This window comes from Streptomyces sp. NPDC005533 (assembly GCF_042871845.1).
In the GTDB taxonomy this organism is placed as follows: Bacteria; Actinomycetota; Actinomycetes; order Streptomycetales; family Streptomycetaceae; genus Streptomyces.
The window spans coordinates 45,049-61,043 of the sequence record NZ_JBIAJH010000030.1 but is presented as its reverse complement, the minus strand read 5'-3'; the positions used below and the strand labels follow the sequence as shown (position 1 = coordinate 61,043).

Genomic DNA, 15,995 nt, shown 5'->3' with positions numbered 1-15,995 from the left:
TCTCCGTGCACCGCCGCGGCGCGGGCGCGGAGATCTCGTACACGCTGCGCAACACCGGCAACGTCACCCTCCGCCCGCGCGCCGACCTCACCGCCTCCGGCGCCCTCGGCCGCACCCTGCTGCGGCGCGGGCTCACCGGCCTGCCCGCCGAACTGCTGCCGGGTCAGGAAGTGCGCCTCGACACCCGCTGGGAGGGCCCGCCCGCCGCGGAATGGGCCACGCTGACGGTCCGCGCCCGGGCCGAAGGAACCACAGCTCAGGGCCGCGCCGCGGATGCCGCGCACCCCCTGTTGACGACTGTGCTGGCGCTCACTGCGGTGATCTGGTCGGCGCTGGGAGCGGCATCGGGGAGAATGGCCCGTATGAGCGATCGTTCCCCCGAGTCCACCAGCCCGCACCGTGCGGGCTTCGCCTGCTTCGTCGGCCGCCCCAACGCGGGCAAGTCGACCCTCACCAACGCACTCGTGGGCACCAAGGTCGCGATCACCTCCAACCGGCCGCAGACCACCCGCCACACCGTCCGCGGCATCGTGCACCGCCCCGACGCGCAGCTCGTCCTCGTCGACACGCCCGGCCTGCACAAGCCGCGCACGCTCCTCGGCGAGCGCCTCAACGACGTCGTACGGACCACCTGGGCCGAGGTCGACGTCATCGGCTTCTGCCTGCCGGCCGACCAGAAGCTCGGCCCCGGCGACAAGTTCATCGCCAAGGAGCTCGCGGGGATCAAGAAGACCCCCAAGATCGCCATCATCACCAAGACCGATCTGGTCGAGTCCAAGCAGGTGGGCGAGCAGCTCCTCGCCGTCCACCAGCTCGCCGAGGAGCTCGGCTTCGAGTGGACGGAGATCGTCCCCGTCTCGGCGGTCGGCGACACCCAGGTCCAGCTGCTCGCCGACCTGATCGCGCCGCTGCTGCCGGAGAGCCCGCCGCTGTACCCGGAGGGCGACCTCACCGACGAGCCCGAGATGGTGATGGTCGCGGAACTGATCCGCGAGGCCGCACTGGAGGGCGTACGGGACGAGCTCCCGCACTCCATCGCCGTGGTCGTCGAGGAGATGATCCCGCGCGAGAACCGCCCGGCCGACCGCCCTCTGCTCGACATCCACGCCAACGTCTACATCGAGCGGCCGAGCCAGAAGGGCATCATCATCGGCCCGAAGGGCTCCCGCCTGAAGGAGGTCGGGATGAAGTCGCGCAAGCACATCGAGGCGCTGCTCGGGACCCCGGTCTTCCTCGACCTCCACGTGAAGGTCGCCAAGGACTGGCAGCGGGACCCCAAGCAGCTCCGCAAGCTGGGCTTCTAGCCGGCGCGGCGCGTCAGCGCAGCCGCCGCACCTTCACCACGTTGTCCGGACGGGTCCCGGGCCGGCCGTCGGGGCCGGTCAGGGGCTGTACGTGCTCCTCCGCGAGCAGCACCTCCCACGCGCCCTGCGCCAGCTCCAGCTGCGCGAGGACCTCGTCCGGGGTGGGGAAGCCGATCTCCGCGTGCTTGTCCGGGTCCCAGGACGGCCCGCCCGCGTGGCCGACCACCAGCAGGACCCCGCCGGGGGCCACGGCGGCGGCGGCCCTGCGCAGGACCCGGGCGCGCGGGAAGTCCCCGTGGTTGTGCAGGAAGCACGCCGAGACGAGGTCGAACTCCCCTTCGGGGAAGGACTCGGTGAAGTCGTGGCGCTGCCACTCCACGAGGTCGCCCACCCCCGCCTCGGCGGCGTGTTCGGCCGCCCGTCCGAGCGCGACCTTCGAGATGTCGGTGCCGGTGACCCGCCAACCCCGGCGGGCGAGCCAGACGGCGTCGGCGCCCTCGCCGCAGCCGAGGTCCAGGGCCCGGCCCGGGGCCAGCTCCTGAACCTCCCGGACCAGGGCCGCGTTGGGGTTGCCGCTCCAGATGCGCGTGCTCTCGCCGTAGCGCTCGTCCCAGAACTCCGCGCCGCCCTCGCGCGGGGCGCCGGGCGCCGCGGGCTCGTGCTGTGCGTGCGCGTGCGAGGGCTGGTGTGCGTGTGCGTGGTCGTGCTTCGACATGGGGGCCTCTTCCGCTACGGGTCTCGGTGGCCCCGATGCTCCGCCCGGACCGGCATGCACGGCAAACCCTGTTGCCGGTCCGGCAAAACTTCCGACGCGCCCGCCGCTACGCTTCGGCGGCCTGCGGCTCCGCGATCAGGGCCGTGCCCACCCGGCGGAAGCCGACGCGCGAGTAGACGCGGGCCACGTCCTCGTCGCCGGCCGAGAGGAAGACCGTACGGGCCCCGCGCGAGCGGGCCTGCGCGACCAGCGCGGCCGTCACCCCGAGGGCCAGGCCCTGGCGGCGGGCCGACGGGAGAGTGCCGACGCCCACCACTTCGGTGACGTCCCCGACCGGGTTGTACATGCCCGAGCAGAGCACGACGCCGTCGCGTACGGCCGCCGCCATGGCCGAAGTGCCCGCCGCCAGCTTCCCGGAGACCCGGGCCCGGCCCTCCTCGGCCGAGGGGTCCGCCGTCGCCGCCGCCAGTTCCGCGGGTCCGGCCTCGCCCACGGCCGTGCCCGGGGCCGCGAAGGCCAGGGCCGGGACGGTCACCGCGGCGGCGAGCAGCGGGTCGTCCGCGCCGAGCAGACGGACCTCCGGATGCGGGGGGAGGGCTTCGGCCGAGGGATCCAGCACCATCAGCGGATGCGCGTGGACGGACAGGCCCGCCTCCTCCACCGCGGCCCGCAGCGAGGGGCTGGTTTCGGCCACCCACTCGAAGGCCTCGGGGACCCCGAGCTCCCGTTGACGGGACAGCACGCGCCGGACGTCCGCGGCGCTCACGTCGCCGGAGCCGCCGAGGGCGGGCCGCGCGTAGTACGGCCAGCCCGTGCCCTCCTGGACGAACAGGGTCAGCGGGCCGAAGTCCTCGGCCCGCGCCCCGCCCGCCCGCGGCGCCGTGTCGTAGTACCGCTCCAGCTCGGACAGCGTCGAATCGATCATGTGGTCGGTCATCCGGACATCCAAGCAAAGCGGTGCTGCTCAGGCACCTTCTTTCAGGACCCGCGAGATCAGGGTCCGCTGCGCCTCCGAGAGGCGCGGCTCGGCGCAGGAGAGCGTCCGGCCGTCGACCGTGATCCGGTACGAGAAGCCGTCCCGCACCCGGTCCGCCGGATCGCCCGGCGGACCGGGCCGCAGCGCCAGCTCGGCCAGGGCCTGCCACTCGTCCTCGTCGGGCCGGCCCGAGGTGTCCACCTCGGCCCGGCGCTCGATGCCCGCGAAGCCGCCCGTTCGAACCACCTGGATGCGCATGGGAGCGATCTACCCCGCCAGCGGGACGCCCACCGCGGACCAGGCCTTCTGCAGGGCCTGGTGCTCGGCGCCGCCGTCGCCGTACCGGGTCACGGCCGCCGCCGTCGAGAGCCGGGCGAAGTCCTCGAAGTCGGCGTTCGAGGCGAGCTCCCCGCCGGTCAGGGTGTCGTACCAGATCTGTCCGGCCCGCTCCCAGGCCTTGCCGCCCAGCTCGGTCGCCACGATGTAGAAGGCGTGGTTGGGGATGCCGGAGTTGATGTGGACCCCGCCGTTGTCGCTGTGGGTGTTGACGTAGCCGTCCATCGTGGCCGGCTGCGGGTCCTTGCCGAGCTCGTCGTCGTCGTACGCGGTCCCCGGCGCCTTCATCGAGCGCAGGGCCACCCCGCTCACGTGGGGGCCGAGCAGGCCGGCCCCGATGAGCCAGTCGGCCTGGTCGGCCGTCTGCTCCAGCGAGTACTGCTTGATCAGCGAGCCGAAGACGTCGGACATCGACTCGTTCAGGGCGCCCGACTGGCCGCGGTAGGTCAGGTTCGCCGTGTACTGGGTGACCCCGTGGGTCAGCTCGTGCCCGATGACGTCCACCGACACGGTGAAGTCGAGGAACAGGTCCCCGTCGCCGTCCCCGAAGACCATCTGCTGCCCGTCCCAGAATGCGTTGTTGTAGTCCTCGTCGTAGTGGACGGTCGCGTCCAGCGGCAGCCCGGCATCGTCGATCGAGCGCCGCCCGAAGCCCTTCAGGAACAGCTCGTACGTCGCCCCGAGCCCCGCGTAGGCGCGGTTCACGGTGGCGTCCTTGCTCAGCGGGTCGCCCTCCCCACGGACCTTCTTCCCGGGCAGCCGCGTGCGGTGCTCGGCGTCGTAGAGCGTCCGGTCCGGTGCGTCGGAGACCGGGGCCCCGAGCGTCGGCACGATCCCGCGGACGGCGGTGACCCGGCGCCGGGTGCGCAGCAGGGAGTCGCGTTCGAGGGTGCGCTGGGCGAGTTCGGCGCGCCGGGAGTTCCCGGACAGGGCGGCCTTGTCGAGGAGGTGGGGCGGCACCACGGTGCAGAAGACGGGGTGGCGGGCGTGGGAGGCATCCATGCCCGGCAATGTGGCAGTGGGTCATGGCGGTGTCACTACCTGCGACCATGATTCATTCGCTTGTCTGAAAGCGGGGGCGCCGGATTGACGGTTCACCCTGAACCCGTCGCTTCGAAAGAGGCTTAGCTCACATTTGGTATAAATCGGACACCCGGGTCTTGCATACTGAAACAGGTCCTCGCGTCACCGCGCGGCTCGGCTAGGCTCGGCCCATCATGCGTTTCGGGCTGCTTCTCCTTAGCTGCCGCGGCGAGGGTCTGTAGTCGTAGGCCGGCCCCCTCCCCGCGGAGTTTGGTGTTGCGGTTTATACGACCGCCGTCGGCCGTCCCAGCGAACTACACGCGGACACGCGAGGAGCCCAACGCCATGAGCCAGCAGCCTTTTGTCGGTCGCCCCACGCCCATCACCAACGCGACCCACACCCAGCAGCCCTCCGGGATGCCGATCCACAAGTACGGCTTCTACGAGCAGGTGGAGATCCCGGACCGCACCTGGCCGGACGCCCGCGTCACCAAGGCGCCCCGCTGGCTGTCCACCGACCTGCGTGACGGCAACCAGTCGCTGATCGACCCGATGACCCCCGCCCGCAAGCGCGAGATGTTCGACCTGCTGGTGCGCATGGGCTACAAGGAGATCGAGGTCGGCTTCCCGTCCTCCGGCGAGACCGACTTCGCCTTCGTGCGCTCCATCATCGAAGAGGGCGCGATCCCCGACGACGTGACGATCTCCGTCCTGACCCAGGCCCGCGAGGACCTGATCGAGCGGACCGTGGAGTCCCTGGTCGGCGCCAAGCGCGCCACCGTGCACCTGTACAACGCGACCGCCCCCACCTTCCGCCGCGTGGTCTTCCGCGGCACGAAGGAGCAGATCAAGCAGATCGCCGTCGACGGCACCCGCCTGGTCATGGAGTACGCGGACAAGCTGCTGGGCCCCGAGACCACCTTCGGCTACCAGTACAGCCCGGAGATCTTCACCGACACCGAGCTGGACTTCGCCCTGGAGGTCTGCGAGGCCGTCTGCGACGTCTGGCAGCCGGCCGAGGGCCGCGAGATCATCCTGAACCTGCCCGCGACCGTGGAGCGCTCCACGCCCTCCACCCACGCGGACCGCTTCGAATGGATGGCCCGCAACCTGACCCGCCGCGAGCACATCTGCATCTCCGTACACCCGCACAACGACCGCGGCACCGCCGTCGCCGCCGCCGAGCTGGCCCTGATGGCCGGCGCCGACCGCATCGAGGGCTGCCTGTTCGGGCAGGGCGAGCGCACCGGCAACGTCGACCTGATCACGCTGGGCATGAACCTGTTCTCCCAGGGCATCGACCCGCAGATCGACTTCTCGCAGATCGACGAGATCCGTCGCACCAGCGAGTACTGCAACCAGATGGAGGTCCACCCGCGCCACCCCTACGCGGGCGACCTGGTCTACACCGCCTTCTCCGGCTCCCACCAGGACGCCATCAAGAAGGGCTTCGACGCCATGGAGGCCGACGCGGCCGCCCAGGGCAAGACCGTCGACGACATCGAGTGGGCGGTCCCGTACCTGCCCATCGACCCGAAGGACGTCGGCCGCTCCTACGAGGCCGTCATCCGGGTCAACTCGCAGTCCGGCAAGGGCGGCATCGCGTACGTCCTGAAGAACGACCACAAGCTGGACCTGCCGCGCCGCATGCAGATCGAGTTCTCCCGGATCATCCAGGCCAAGACCGACGCCGAGGGCGGCGAGGTCACGCCCAAGGCGATCTGGTCGATCTTCGAGGACGAGTACCTGCCCAACCCCGAGAACCCGTGGGGCCGCATCCAGCTGCGCTCCGGCTCGACGGCCACCGACAAGGACGGCACGGACACCCTGACCGTCGAGGCGGTCGTGGACGGGGTGGAGACCGTACTGAACGGCACCGGCAACGGTCCGATCTCGGCCTTCTTCGACGCGCTGGCCGGCATCGGCATCGACGCCCGCCTGCTGGACTACACCGAGCACACCATGAGCGAGGGCGCCTCCGCCGTGGCCGCCTCGTACATCGAGTGCGTGATCGACGGTCGCGTCCTGTGGGGCATCGGCATCGACGCCAACACCACCCGCGCCTCCCTGAAGGCGGTCATCTCCGCCGTCAACCGCGCGGGCCGCTGACCCCCCGGCAGCCCTTCGCCCGTACGTGTGCCCCGCCCCTCCTCCCGGAGGCGCGGGGCCGCGTCGTTCCCCGCCTCAGCGGGCCAGGTAGCCGCCGTCCACCGGCAGCACCACGCCCGTCACGAACGAGGCCGCGTCGGAGGCCAGGAAGGCGATGACCCGGGCCACCTCCTCCGGCTCGCCGAGCCGGCCCATCGGGTGCGCACCGGCGATCTCCTCCAGGTACTCCGGGCCGCCCGGCTCGTCCTTCAACGCGATCACCCGCTCCGTACGGATGGTGCCCGGCGCCACCGCGTTGACCCGGATACCGCGCGCGGCCCACTCCACCGCGAGGTGCTTGGTCAGCCCCGACGCCACGAACTTCGCCGGTCCGTACGCCGCCTGGCGCGCCTGCCCGGCCACCCCAGAGATCGAGGACACACAGACCAGCGCCCCGCCGGGCCGAGGCTGCGCCGTCATCGCCTCGATGGCGTACTTGCAGGTCAGGAACATCCCCCGGCCGTCCACCGCCATGACGTGGTCCCAGTCCTCCGGGGTGGTCTCCCGTACGTCCGAAAGGGGGAGCACCCCGGCGTTCGCCACGGCCACGTCGAGGCGTCCGTACGCCCGGACGGCGGCGGCGACCATCGCGTGATTGGCCTCCGGATCGGCGACGTCACCGGCGACCGCGGTGACCTCGTACCCCTCGGCGGCCAGTTCCGTACGCAGGGACTCCACCCCGGGCCGGTCGATATCGGCCGCGGTGACCCGGGCCCCCGAGCGGGCCAGCAGCAGTGCGGTGGCCCGGCCGATCCCGCTCGCGGCGCCGGTCACCAGACACGACTTCTCTTCCATGCGGCCGACCTTAGGGGGAGCGCGGCAGGGGCGCGGGGAGGACAGGGGCGGACGAGGGGGCGCAGATCGGCCAAGTGCGCGCCCCGGCACATGTTGTCTTGTCACACGACTGACGCATCCTCACCGATGTGGCTAACATCACGCCAACCCGGCGATGCTGCCGTGGGGGTCCCTCCCGTGCCCGCAGGGCGACGGGGGAGTTACGGAGGTGCGACGTGCTGCCAGTTCGGGGTGGGGACGGCCGGAAGCTGACGGTCTGGGGCATCCGTACCACCTGGAGCACCGTGGGCGACGGGGAGTTCTTCTGCCCGGCCTGCGGTGGAGACCGCAACTACCGCAGGCGTACCGGGCGACGCCGGTTCACCGTCGTCGGCGTGCCGGTGCTGCCGCGCGGACAGGAGGGGCCCGTCGTCGAGTGCCAGGGCTGCCGCGCCCGCTTCGACACCGACGTCCTGGACCACCTCACCACCACCCGCTTCACGGCGCTGCTGCGCGACGCCGTGCACACCGTCGCGCTGGCCGTGCTGACCGCGGGCGGGACGGCCTCGCGCAGCGCGCTGGAGGCCGCCGTGGGCGCCGTACGGGCCGCCGGCTTCCCGGACTGCACCGAGGAACAGCTGGAGTCCCTCGTGGAGGCGCTCTCCACCGACGAGGGCCGGCTCGGCCTGTACTCCGTCCCGGAGTGCTGCGGGGCCGCGCTGTCGATAGAGCTCCACGAGGCCCTGGAGCCGCTCGCCCCGCACCTGGCGGGTCCGGGCCGCGAGTCGATCCTGCTGCAGGGCGCCCGGATCGCGCTCGCGGACGGCCCGTACATCCCGGCCGAGCGCGAGGTGCTCGCCACCGTCGGCGCGGCGCTGCGGATCGACGCGGACGAGGTGGCGCGGCTGCTGTCGGCGGTACGCGCCCCCTAGGTCGTCCTTCCGGATCCTGCCCGGCCCACTGCGGCGGGCGGCGCATGCGCGCGACGAAACGGCGCAGCGCCGCCCAGCGCCGCGCGGGGCCCCGGCGGCGGCCCCGGCGGCGGTCGCGATCGTGTCGGCGGCGCTCCGGAATTGGCCCCTTCTTCTCTCCCGGGGCGCGCGTGCCCCGGAAAACGTACACGTCACACCGGAATGCGCACGAAATACGGCGAATTCACGTAACGATCCGGCCTCGCGCACGTGAACCGCGCTCCCACTGCGGCCGTGCAAAGGGTGGAGCCGCACCCTCCGCGTTCGGGGGATCACCGCATCCGGTGGCCGGAATCATGCGCTCAGGTTTGCGCCACGGAATGGGGTGAACCCTGCCCCCGCTGGTCGCCGCGGGTGGTATTCGCAGTCGCGCAGCAGGAACGGACATCTCGGCGAAACCTGCCCTTACTCCGCCGCTGCGCTGGGCGCCATGGGAGAACCCTCCAAAGTGGAGATCGCCAAGCCTCAACACTTTGTGGAAGTCGACGATATCTGTGAGCGGCCCCACAGGCGTTCAATTCCGGTCACACGGGGAGACGCGGCCGGTAACACAGGCGGGCTTCGATTCACGTGAACGCACTGACAACCCTGGCGGAAAACGGGATAGCGACCCACTCCGGCCAGGGATAACCAGAGATTCCTCTCAGTTACCTACCTTTTGAAGGGCAAGGCAGAGATGGCACGTGTCGCCGCCCGGCTTTCCGAAAACGGAAAGCAGAGCACGCACCCGGTCGACGAGGTGCTCCCCCTCCCCAAGCTCGCGCTGTACGGCTTCCAGCACGTACTCGCCTTCTACGCCGGTGCGGTGATCGTCCCGATCATCGTCGGCAACGCGCTGAAGCTGAGCCCTGAACAGCTGGTCTACCTGATCAACGCGGACCTCTTCACCTGCGGTATCGCGTCGATCATCCAGGCCTTGGGCATCGGCCGGATCGGTGCCCGACTGCCGCTGATCCAGGGCGTGACCTTCACCGCCGTGTCCCCGATGATCGCCATCGGCCTCGGCGCGGGCGGTGGAACCGCCGCCCTGCTGGTCATCTACGGCGCGGTCATCACCGCCGGCATCGCGACCTTCGCCTTCGCCTGGCTGCCGGCCAAGGCGTTCCGGGCGGTCATGCGGCTGTTCCCGCCGGTCGTCACCGGCACGGTGATCACGGTGCTGGGCATCGTCCTGATCCCGGTCGGTCTCAACGACGCGGCCGGCGGCCTCGGCAGCCCCGACTTCGGTGACCCGAAGAACTTCGCCTACGCCGGCGGCACGATGCTCTTCATCCTCGTCCTGATGAAGATCGGCAAGCCGTTCCTCTCCAGCATCTCGATCCTCCTGGGCCTGGTCGTCGGCACCACCACCGCCTTCCTCCTCGGGGACGCGAAGTTCGGCGACGTGAGCAAGTCCGACTGGGTCGGTGTCAGCACGCCGTTCCACTTCGGCGTCCCGAAGTTCGAGTGGTTCCCGATCGTCCTGATGCTCATCGTCATGCTGATCACCATGGTCGAGACGACCGGTGACACGTACGCCGTCGGCGACATCGTGGGCAAGGAGGTCGACAGCGAGACCGTGGCCCGCGCCCTGCGTGCCGACGGCGCCGCGACCGCCCTCGGCGGTGTCCTCAACTCCTTCCCGTACGTCGCCTTCGCCGAGAACGTCGGCCTGGTGCGGATGACGAAGGTGAAGAGCCGGTTCGTGGTCGTCGCCGCGGGTGTGTTCATGATCATCCTGGGGCTGCTGCCCAAGGCCGCCGCGATCGTCGCGGCCGTCCCGCACGGAGTCCTCGGCGGCGCCGCGACCGTCATGTTCGCCATGGTCGCCCTGGCGGGCATCCAGACCCTGGCCAAGGTGGACCTCAAGGAGGAGAAGAACGCGCTGATCGTCGGCGTCTCCCTCGCCTTCGCCCTGCTCCCTGCGACCGTCCCGGTCTTCTTCACCAAGCACATGGACGCGGACCTGTCCTCGCTCCTCAACAGCGGTGTCACCCTCGGTGCCACGGCCGCCATCGTCCTCAACCTCGTCTTCAACGGCCCGGCCAAGGACGGCGCCCACGACGTCCCGGAGGCGGGGGCCCAGGCCCTCGCCGCTGCCGAGGTCGACACGGCGCCCGGCTCCGCCGTCACCGCCCCCGACACCGCCGCCACCGACGCCACGGCCCCCGACGCCGCCAAGCCCGAGCTGCCCGCCCAGCCGGTGGCCGCACCGGCCGGCGCCGAGAAGGCGGACGACGCGGAGACGTCCTCCGCCGGCTGATCCTCCCAAGGGGTGCTGGCCCCTCGCCCGGACCGACGTCCGGGCGAGGGGCCATCGCTGTCCGCGGGCGGATCCCCGTACGGGACAATGGGCGCATGAGTCTGTTCCGCGACGACGGCATCGTGCTGCGCACCCAGAAGCTGGGTGAGGCGGACCGCATCATCACGCTGCTGACCCGGGGCCACGGCCGGGTGCGGGCCGTCGCCCGCGGGGTCCGGCGTACCAAGTCCAAGTTCGGCGCCGGGCTGGAACCTTTCTCCCACGCCGACGTGCAGTTCTTCGCCCGCGGCAGCGAACTGATCGGCCGCAGCCTGCCGCTCTGCACCCAGACCCAGATCATCGCCCCGTACGGCAACGGCATCGTCACCGACTACGCCCGCTACACCGCCGGCACCGCCATGCTGGAGACCGCCGAGCGGTTCACCGAGAACGAGGGCGAGCCCTCCGTCCAGCAGTACCTGCTGCTCGTCGGCGCCCTGCGCACCCTCTCGCGCGGCGAACACGAACCCCACCTCATCCTCGACGCCTTCCTGCTGCGCTCCCTCGCCGTCAACGGGTACGCCCCCAGCTTCGAGGACTGCGCGAAGTGCGGGATCCACGGCCCCAACCGGCACTTCTCCGTCGCCGCGGGCGGAGTGATATGCGGCGACTGCCGGGTGCCCGGCAGCGTCGTACCCTCGTCTGAGGCCATCGCCCTGCTCAGCGCCCTGCTGACGGGCGACTGGGGGCATGCCGACGCCTGCGAGGCGCGTCACGTGCGGGAGGGCAGCGGGCTGGTCTCCGCCTATCTGCACTGGCATCTGGAGCGCGGGCTACGCTCCCTGCGATACGTCGAGAAATAGGAGCTGGACACATGGCACGACGCGGGATTCTGGGGCGCTCTCGCCGCGAGTACAAGGTTCCCGAGCCGCACCCGTCCGGCGCGGTCCCGCCGAAGATCCCCGGCGAGCTCGTCCCGAACCACGTCGCGGTCGTCATGGACGGCAACGGCCGCTGGGCCAAGGAGCGCGGCCTGCCGCGCACCGAGGGCCACAAGGTCGGCGAGGGCGTCGTGCTCGACGTGCTCAAGGGCTGCCTGGAGATGGGCGTCAAGAACCTCTCCCTGTACGCCTTCTCGACGGAGAACTGGAAGCGCTCGCCCGACGAGGTCCGCTTCCTCATGAACTTCAACCGTGACGTCATCCGCCGCCGCCGCGACGAGATGAACGAGCTGGGCATCCGCATCCGGTGGGTCGGCCGCATGCCGAAGATGTGGAAGTCGGTCGTCCAGGAGCTCCAGGTCGCCCAGGAGCAGACCGTCGACAACGACGCCATGACCCTGTACTTCTGCGTGAACTACGGCGGCCGCGCGGAGATCGCCGACGCGGCGCAGGCCATCGCCCGCGACGTGGCGGCCGGCCGGCTCGACCCGTCGAAGGTCAACGAGAAGACCTTCGCGAAGTACATGTACTACCCGGACATGCCGGACGTGGACCTCTTCCTGCGCCCGAGCGGGGAGCAGCGCACCTCCAACTACCTGCTCTGGCAGAGCGCGTACGCCGAGATGGTCTTCCAGGACGTCCTGTGGCCGGACTTCGACCGCCGCAACCTGTGGGCGGCCTGCCTGGAGTACGCGCAGCGCGACCGCCGCTTCGGCGGCGCCGTCCCGAACCAGCCGGAGCCGGGCACCTCCGCCTGAGCGCCCGCGCGGTCCGCCGGAAGGCGGGCCCCCGGTAGGGTCCGCTGTCATGAACACGAATGACCAGGCGGTTCGGCCGGACGAGCGGACGGTCGAGCTCGTCTACCGGACCACCACGGCGGACATGGCACAGGCGCTGCGCGCCCGGGACGCGCACACGGCCGCGGGGCGGCGCAGGAGATGGGCGTTCCCCGCCGCCGGGACCTTCGGGATCGGCGTCGGCCTGCTGGTGATGGTGAGCGACGGGACCGTGTCCGGAGCGCCGGTGGGCCTGGTGGCCGCCGGCGTGCTGCTGTGGGTGATCGCCCTGTTCGGCCCGCGGCTCCAGGCGCGGGCCTTCCGCGGACTGCTGGAGAAGTCGGGGGAGACCCGGGCCGTCATCGACGGCACGGGCGCCCTGCTGACGGCGGCGTCCTGCGAGTCGCGCATCGGCTGGGCCGCGCAGCCGAGGTACGTGGAGACGGCCGACGCGTTCGTCATGCTGAGCGACGACAAGCAGGCGGTGGCCATGACGGTCCTGCCCAAGCGGGGGATCCGGGAACCGGCCGACGTCGCCGGGCTGCGGGCGATCCTGGACGCGCACCTGCGGCGGCTCTAGGGCCGAGCGGGGCCGGCGTCCTACCCGGGGGCGGCCGGCCCGGTCAGCCCGCGGCGGCGCAGTCGGCGCAGGTGCCGAAGATCTCCACCGTGTGGGCCACGTTCACGTAGCCGTGCTCGGCCGCGATGGACTCCGCCCACTTCTCCACGGCCGGGCCCTCCACCTCGACCGCCTTGCCGCACTTGCGGCAGACCAGGTGGTGGTGGTGATCGCCGGTGGAGCAGCGGCGGTAGACGGACTCGCCGTCGCTGGTGCGCAGGACGTCGACCTCACCGGCGTCCGCGAGCGACTGGAGGGTGCGGTAGACGGTGGTCAGGCCCACGGAATCGCCGCGGTGCTTGAGCATGTCGTGGAGTTCCTGGGCGCTGCGGAACTCGTCCACCTCGTCCAGCGCCGCCGCCACGGCCGCCCGCTGCCGGGTGGATCGCCCTCGTACTGGCGCGGTATTCATCTCGCCAGGCGCAGTCGCCACCGGTTCCTCCTCGTATCGGCCTGCCGCCATTGTGCCAGGCGGGCGAGGACTCTAGACCTTTACGTCGTCCCGTGTGCACACCTCTTCGGCGGTGCTGGCCGCCTTCGCCCGGCGCCTGGCCAGGGGGGCGGACAGGGCCGTCAGCACCATGAAGACGCCGATGGCCAGCAGGACGATCGTCGCGCCCGAGGGCACGTCCAGGTAGTAGGTGGCCGCCGTGCCGGTCAGGGAGACGGTCAGGCTGATGGCCATGGCCAGGCCCAGCGTGGTGGCGAAGCTGCGGGTGAGCCGCTGGGCGGCCGCGACCGGGATCACCAGCATCGCGCTGACCAGCAGCAGGCCGACGATGCGCATGGCGACGGTGACGGTGACCGCCGCGGTCACCGCGATCAGCAGGTTCAGCGCGCGCACGGGCAGGCCGGTGACGCGGGCGAACTCCTCGTCCTGGCAGACGGCGAAGAGCTGGCGGCGCAGGCCGATGGCGACGGCGAGGACGAACGCGGCGAGGATCGCCATCGCGGTCACGTCCTCGGTGGCGACCGTGGTGATCGAGCCGAACATGGAGCCGAGGAGGCTGGCCGTCTGACCGCCCCCGAGGTTGATGATCATGACGCCGCCGGCGAGGCCGCCGTAGAAGAGCATGGCGAGGGCGACGTCCCCGCTGGTCCTGCCGCGGGCGCGGATCAGTTCCATGCCGACGGCGCCGAGGACGGAGACGAGGGTGGCCATCCAGACCGGGCTGGTGTGGAGCACGAGCCCGAGGGCGACGCCGGTCATGGCGACGTGGCCGAGACCGTCGCCCATGAGCGCCTGGCGACGCTGGACGAGGTACGTGCCGATGGCGGGGGCCGTGATGCCGACCAGGGCGGCCGCGATCAGGGCCCGCTGCATGAAGGCGTAGTCGAGGATGTCCATCAGCTCAGCAGTCCCGTCCGCAGGGGCTCGGCGTCGTGCGCCGCGTGGGGGTGTACGTGGTCGTGGCCGGGCAGGGCGTGCTGGCCGACGGCCTCCGGCGGCGGGCCGTCGTGGACGACGCAGCCGTCGCGCAGGACGACGGCGCGGTCGATCAGGGGCTCCAGCGGGCCCAGTTCGTGCAGCACGAGCAGGACGGTGGAACCGGCGGCGACCTGCGCGCGCAGGGCGCCGGCCAGGACCTCCTGGTTGGCGAGGTCCACACCCGCCATCGGCTCGTCCATGATCAGCAGTTCGGGTTCGACGGCGAGTGCCCGGGCTATGAGGACGCGCTGGTGCTGGCCGCCGGAGAGGGCGTCCACCGAGACGTCGGCGTGCCCGTCCATGCCGACCAGGGCCAGGGCGTGCTCGATCGCGGCCCGGTCGGTCTTGCGCAGGAGTCCGAAGCGGGAGCGGGCGAGGCGGCCGGAGGAGACGACCTCCCGGACGGTGGCCGGGACGCCGCCGGCGGCGGTGGTGCGCTGCGGGACGTACCCGATGCGCGACCAGTCGCGGAAGCGCTTGAAGTCCGTGCCGAAGAGGCTGAGGGAGCCGTCGGTCAGCGGGACCTGGCCGACCACGGCGCGGACGGCCGTGGACTTGCCGGAGCCGTTGGCGCCGAGGAGGGCGACGACCTCCCCGCGGTGGACGGTGAGGTCGATCCCGCGCAGCACGGGGCGCGAGCCGAGCGAGGCCGTGGCCCCGCGCAGGGATATGACGGGCTGGTCGTCCGCTGGGCGGGGCGTTGACTGCATGGCTCGCGCCTCCGTTGCTGCTGCTGCCATCACTTGCTACCGAGTGCCTTCTGGAGGTTCTTCAGGTTGGACCGCATGACCTCGAAGTAGTCAGCGCCCTGGGACTTGTCGGTGATTCCCTCGAGCGGGTCGAGGACGTCGGTCTTCAGGCCGGTGTCCGACGCGAGGACCTTGGCGGTCTTCTCGCTCGCCAGGGTCTCGAAGAACACGGTGGAGACGTTCTCCTTCTTCGCGACCTCCTGGAGCTCCTTCATCCGGGCCGGGCTCGGCTCGGACTCGGGGTCCACGCCGGAGATGCCCTCCTGGTCCAGGCCGTAGCGCTCGGCGAGGTACCCGAAGGCGGAGTGGGTGGTGATGAAGGTCCTGGAGGCCGTGTTCCTCAGGCCGTCCTTGAACTCCGTGTCCAGCGCGGTCAGCCTGCCGACCAGCTCGTCGGTGTTCGCCTTGTAGTCCGCCGCGTGGGCGGGGTCGGCCTTCTCCAGGGCGGCGCCGACGCCCTTGGCGATCTCCGCGTACTTGGCGGGGTCGAGCCAGACGTGGGGGTCCGCGCCGGCCTCGCCGTGGCCGTGGTCGTGCCCCTCGCCCTCGGAGTGCCCCTCCTCGGCGCCGTGGTCGTGGCCGGAGGAGGCGTGCGTCTCCAGGCTGGTGAGGGTCGCCGCGTCGACGACGTTCTTCACGCCGGACTGGGCGACGGCCTTGTCGACGGCGGGCTGCAGGCTCTTGAGGTAGAGGACCACGTCGGCCTCGCCGAGCTGCGCGGTCTGCCGCGGGGTGATCTCCAGGTCGTGCGGTTCGACGCCCGGCTTGGTCAGGCCGTGGACCTTCACGTGGTCCTTGCCGATCTGCTCGGCGAGGAACTGCATCGGATAGAACGACGCCGTCACGCCGAGCTTGCCGTCCTTGCCGCCGGTGGCGCCCGCTCCGGAGCAGGCGGTGAGGGCCGTGGCGCCGAGGGCGACGGCTCCGGCGAGGACGGCGGTGGGTATGAGGCGTCGTACGTTCATGACATCCATTTTCATCAAAAATGGAAACGATTGTCAAAAACCCTGGTG

Annotated in this window: 16 protein-coding genes; 7 read left to right on the top strand and 9 right to left on the bottom strand. The window is 71.2% G+C overall.

Translation table 11 applies throughout. The features are described from left to right. Positions 1-353: 353 nt before the first annotated feature. A complete protein-coding gene (era, locus tag ACFYP3_RS26585) occupies positions 354-1,304 on the top strand; it encodes a GTPase Era (RefSeq protein WP_362852806.1) in 951 nt (316 codons plus the stop codon). A gap of 13 nt (positions 1,305-1,317) precedes the next feature. Here the strand turns inward: era and ACFYP3_RS26580 are convergent, their stop codons facing one another. The 4 genes from ACFYP3_RS26580 to ACFYP3_RS26565 all read right to left on the bottom strand — a co-directional run bounded on the left by ACFYP3_RS26580 (position 1,318) and on the right by ACFYP3_RS26565 (position 4,333). Beyond that, positions 1,318-2,019: a class I SAM-dependent methyltransferase gene (locus ACFYP3_RS26580; RefSeq protein WP_388837343.1), complete on the bottom strand. Its 702-nt coding sequence runs from the start codon at positions 2,017-2,019 to the stop codon at positions 1,318-1,320. A gap of 106 nt (positions 2,020-2,125) precedes the next feature. Continuing rightward, positions 2,126-2,956: a GNAT family N-acetyltransferase gene (locus ACFYP3_RS26575; RefSeq protein ID WP_388837340.1), complete on the bottom strand. Its 831-nt coding sequence runs from the start codon at positions 2,954-2,956 to the stop codon at positions 2,126-2,128. Positions 2,957-2,983: 27 nt separating this feature from the next. Next, positions 2,984-3,253, bottom strand: a complete 270-nt coding sequence (locus tag ACFYP3_RS26570; RefSeq protein WP_388837337.1) for a protealysin inhibitor emfourin — start codon at positions 3,251-3,253, stop codon at positions 2,984-2,986. Positions 3,254-3,262: 9 nt separating this feature from the next. Further along, positions 3,263-4,333, bottom strand: coding sequence for a M4 family metallopeptidase (locus ACFYP3_RS26565; protein ID WP_388837334.1), 1,071 nt, complete (start codon positions 4,331-4,333; stop codon positions 3,263-3,265). 366 nt (positions 4,334-4,699) lie between these two features. Between ACFYP3_RS26565 and leuA the strand changes: the two genes are divergently transcribed. Continuing rightward, positions 4,700-6,463: a 2-isopropylmalate synthase gene (leuA, locus tag ACFYP3_RS26560; protein ID WP_388837331.1), complete on the top strand. Its 1,764-nt coding sequence runs from the start codon at positions 4,700-4,702 to the stop codon at positions 6,461-6,463. 75 nt (positions 6,464-6,538) lie between these two features. Here leuA and ACFYP3_RS26555 read toward each other — a convergent pair whose 3' ends face one another. Next, positions 6,539-7,297, bottom strand: coding sequence for an SDR family NAD(P)-dependent oxidoreductase (locus ACFYP3_RS26555; RefSeq protein WP_388837328.1), 759 nt, complete (start codon positions 7,295-7,297; stop codon positions 6,539-6,541). Positions 7,298-7,512: 215 nt separating this feature from the next. Here ACFYP3_RS26555 and ACFYP3_RS26550 point away from each other — a divergent pair, with 215 nt between their 5' ends. The 5 genes from ACFYP3_RS26550 (at position 7,513) to ACFYP3_RS26530 (ending at position 12,765) form a co-directional block, all read left to right on the top strand. After that, on the top strand, positions 7,513-8,208 hold the full coding sequence (locus ACFYP3_RS26550) for a TerB family tellurite resistance protein (RefSeq protein ID WP_388837325.1): 696 nt from the start codon (positions 7,513-7,515) through the stop codon (positions 8,206-8,208). A 715-nt stretch (positions 8,209-8,923) separates the two neighbouring features. Continuing rightward, the gene (locus ACFYP3_RS26545) at positions 8,924-10,489 is read left to right on the top strand and encodes a nucleobase:cation symporter-2 family protein (RefSeq protein WP_388837322.1); all 1,566 of its coding nucleotides are present in this window, start codon (positions 8,924-8,926) and stop codon (positions 10,487-10,489) included. Positions 10,490-10,584: 95 nt separating this feature from the next. Further along, positions 10,585-11,331, top strand: a complete 747-nt coding sequence (gene recO / locus ACFYP3_RS26540; RefSeq protein ID WP_388837319.1) for a DNA repair protein RecO — start codon at positions 10,585-10,587, stop codon at positions 11,329-11,331. 11 nt (positions 11,332-11,342) lie between these two features. Then, positions 11,343-12,167: an isoprenyl transferase gene (locus ACFYP3_RS26535; RefSeq protein ID WP_052871710.1), complete on the top strand. Its 825-nt coding sequence runs from the start codon at positions 11,343-11,345 to the stop codon at positions 12,165-12,167. 49 nt (positions 12,168-12,216) lie between these two features. Then, a complete protein-coding gene (locus ACFYP3_RS26530) occupies positions 12,217-12,765 on the top strand; it encodes a YcxB family protein (RefSeq protein ID WP_388837316.1) in 549 nt (182 codons plus the stop codon). A 43-nt stretch (positions 12,766-12,808) separates the two neighbouring features. Here the strand turns inward: ACFYP3_RS26530 and ACFYP3_RS26525 are convergent, their stop codons facing one another. The 4 genes from ACFYP3_RS26525 to ACFYP3_RS26510 are packed head-to-tail and all read right to left on the bottom strand — an operon-like array spanning position 12,809 to position 15,947. Continuing rightward, positions 12,809-13,237, bottom strand: a complete 429-nt coding sequence (locus ACFYP3_RS26525) for a Fur family transcriptional regulator (protein ID WP_078626133.1) — start codon at positions 13,235-13,237, stop codon at positions 12,809-12,811. A gap of 51 nt (positions 13,238-13,288) precedes the next feature. Next, positions 13,289-14,152 carry a metal ABC transporter permease gene (locus ACFYP3_RS26520; protein ID WP_388837313.1) on the bottom strand — a complete coding sequence of 288 codons (864 nt, stop codon included), beginning with the start codon at positions 14,150-14,152 and terminating at the stop codon, positions 13,289-13,291. Continuing rightward, a complete protein-coding gene (locus tag ACFYP3_RS26515) occupies positions 14,152-14,943 on the bottom strand; it encodes a metal ABC transporter ATP-binding protein (protein WP_388837310.1) in 792 nt (263 codons plus the stop codon). The genes ACFYP3_RS26520 and ACFYP3_RS26515 overlap by 1 nt, the downstream gene beginning before the upstream one ends. A 29-nt stretch (positions 14,944-14,972) precedes the next feature. Then, the gene (locus tag ACFYP3_RS26510; protein WP_388837307.1) at positions 14,973-15,947 is read right to left on the bottom strand and encodes a metal ABC transporter substrate-binding protein; all 975 of its coding nucleotides are present in this window, start codon (positions 15,945-15,947) and stop codon (positions 14,973-14,975) included. Positions 15,948-15,995: the final 48 nt, after the last annotated feature.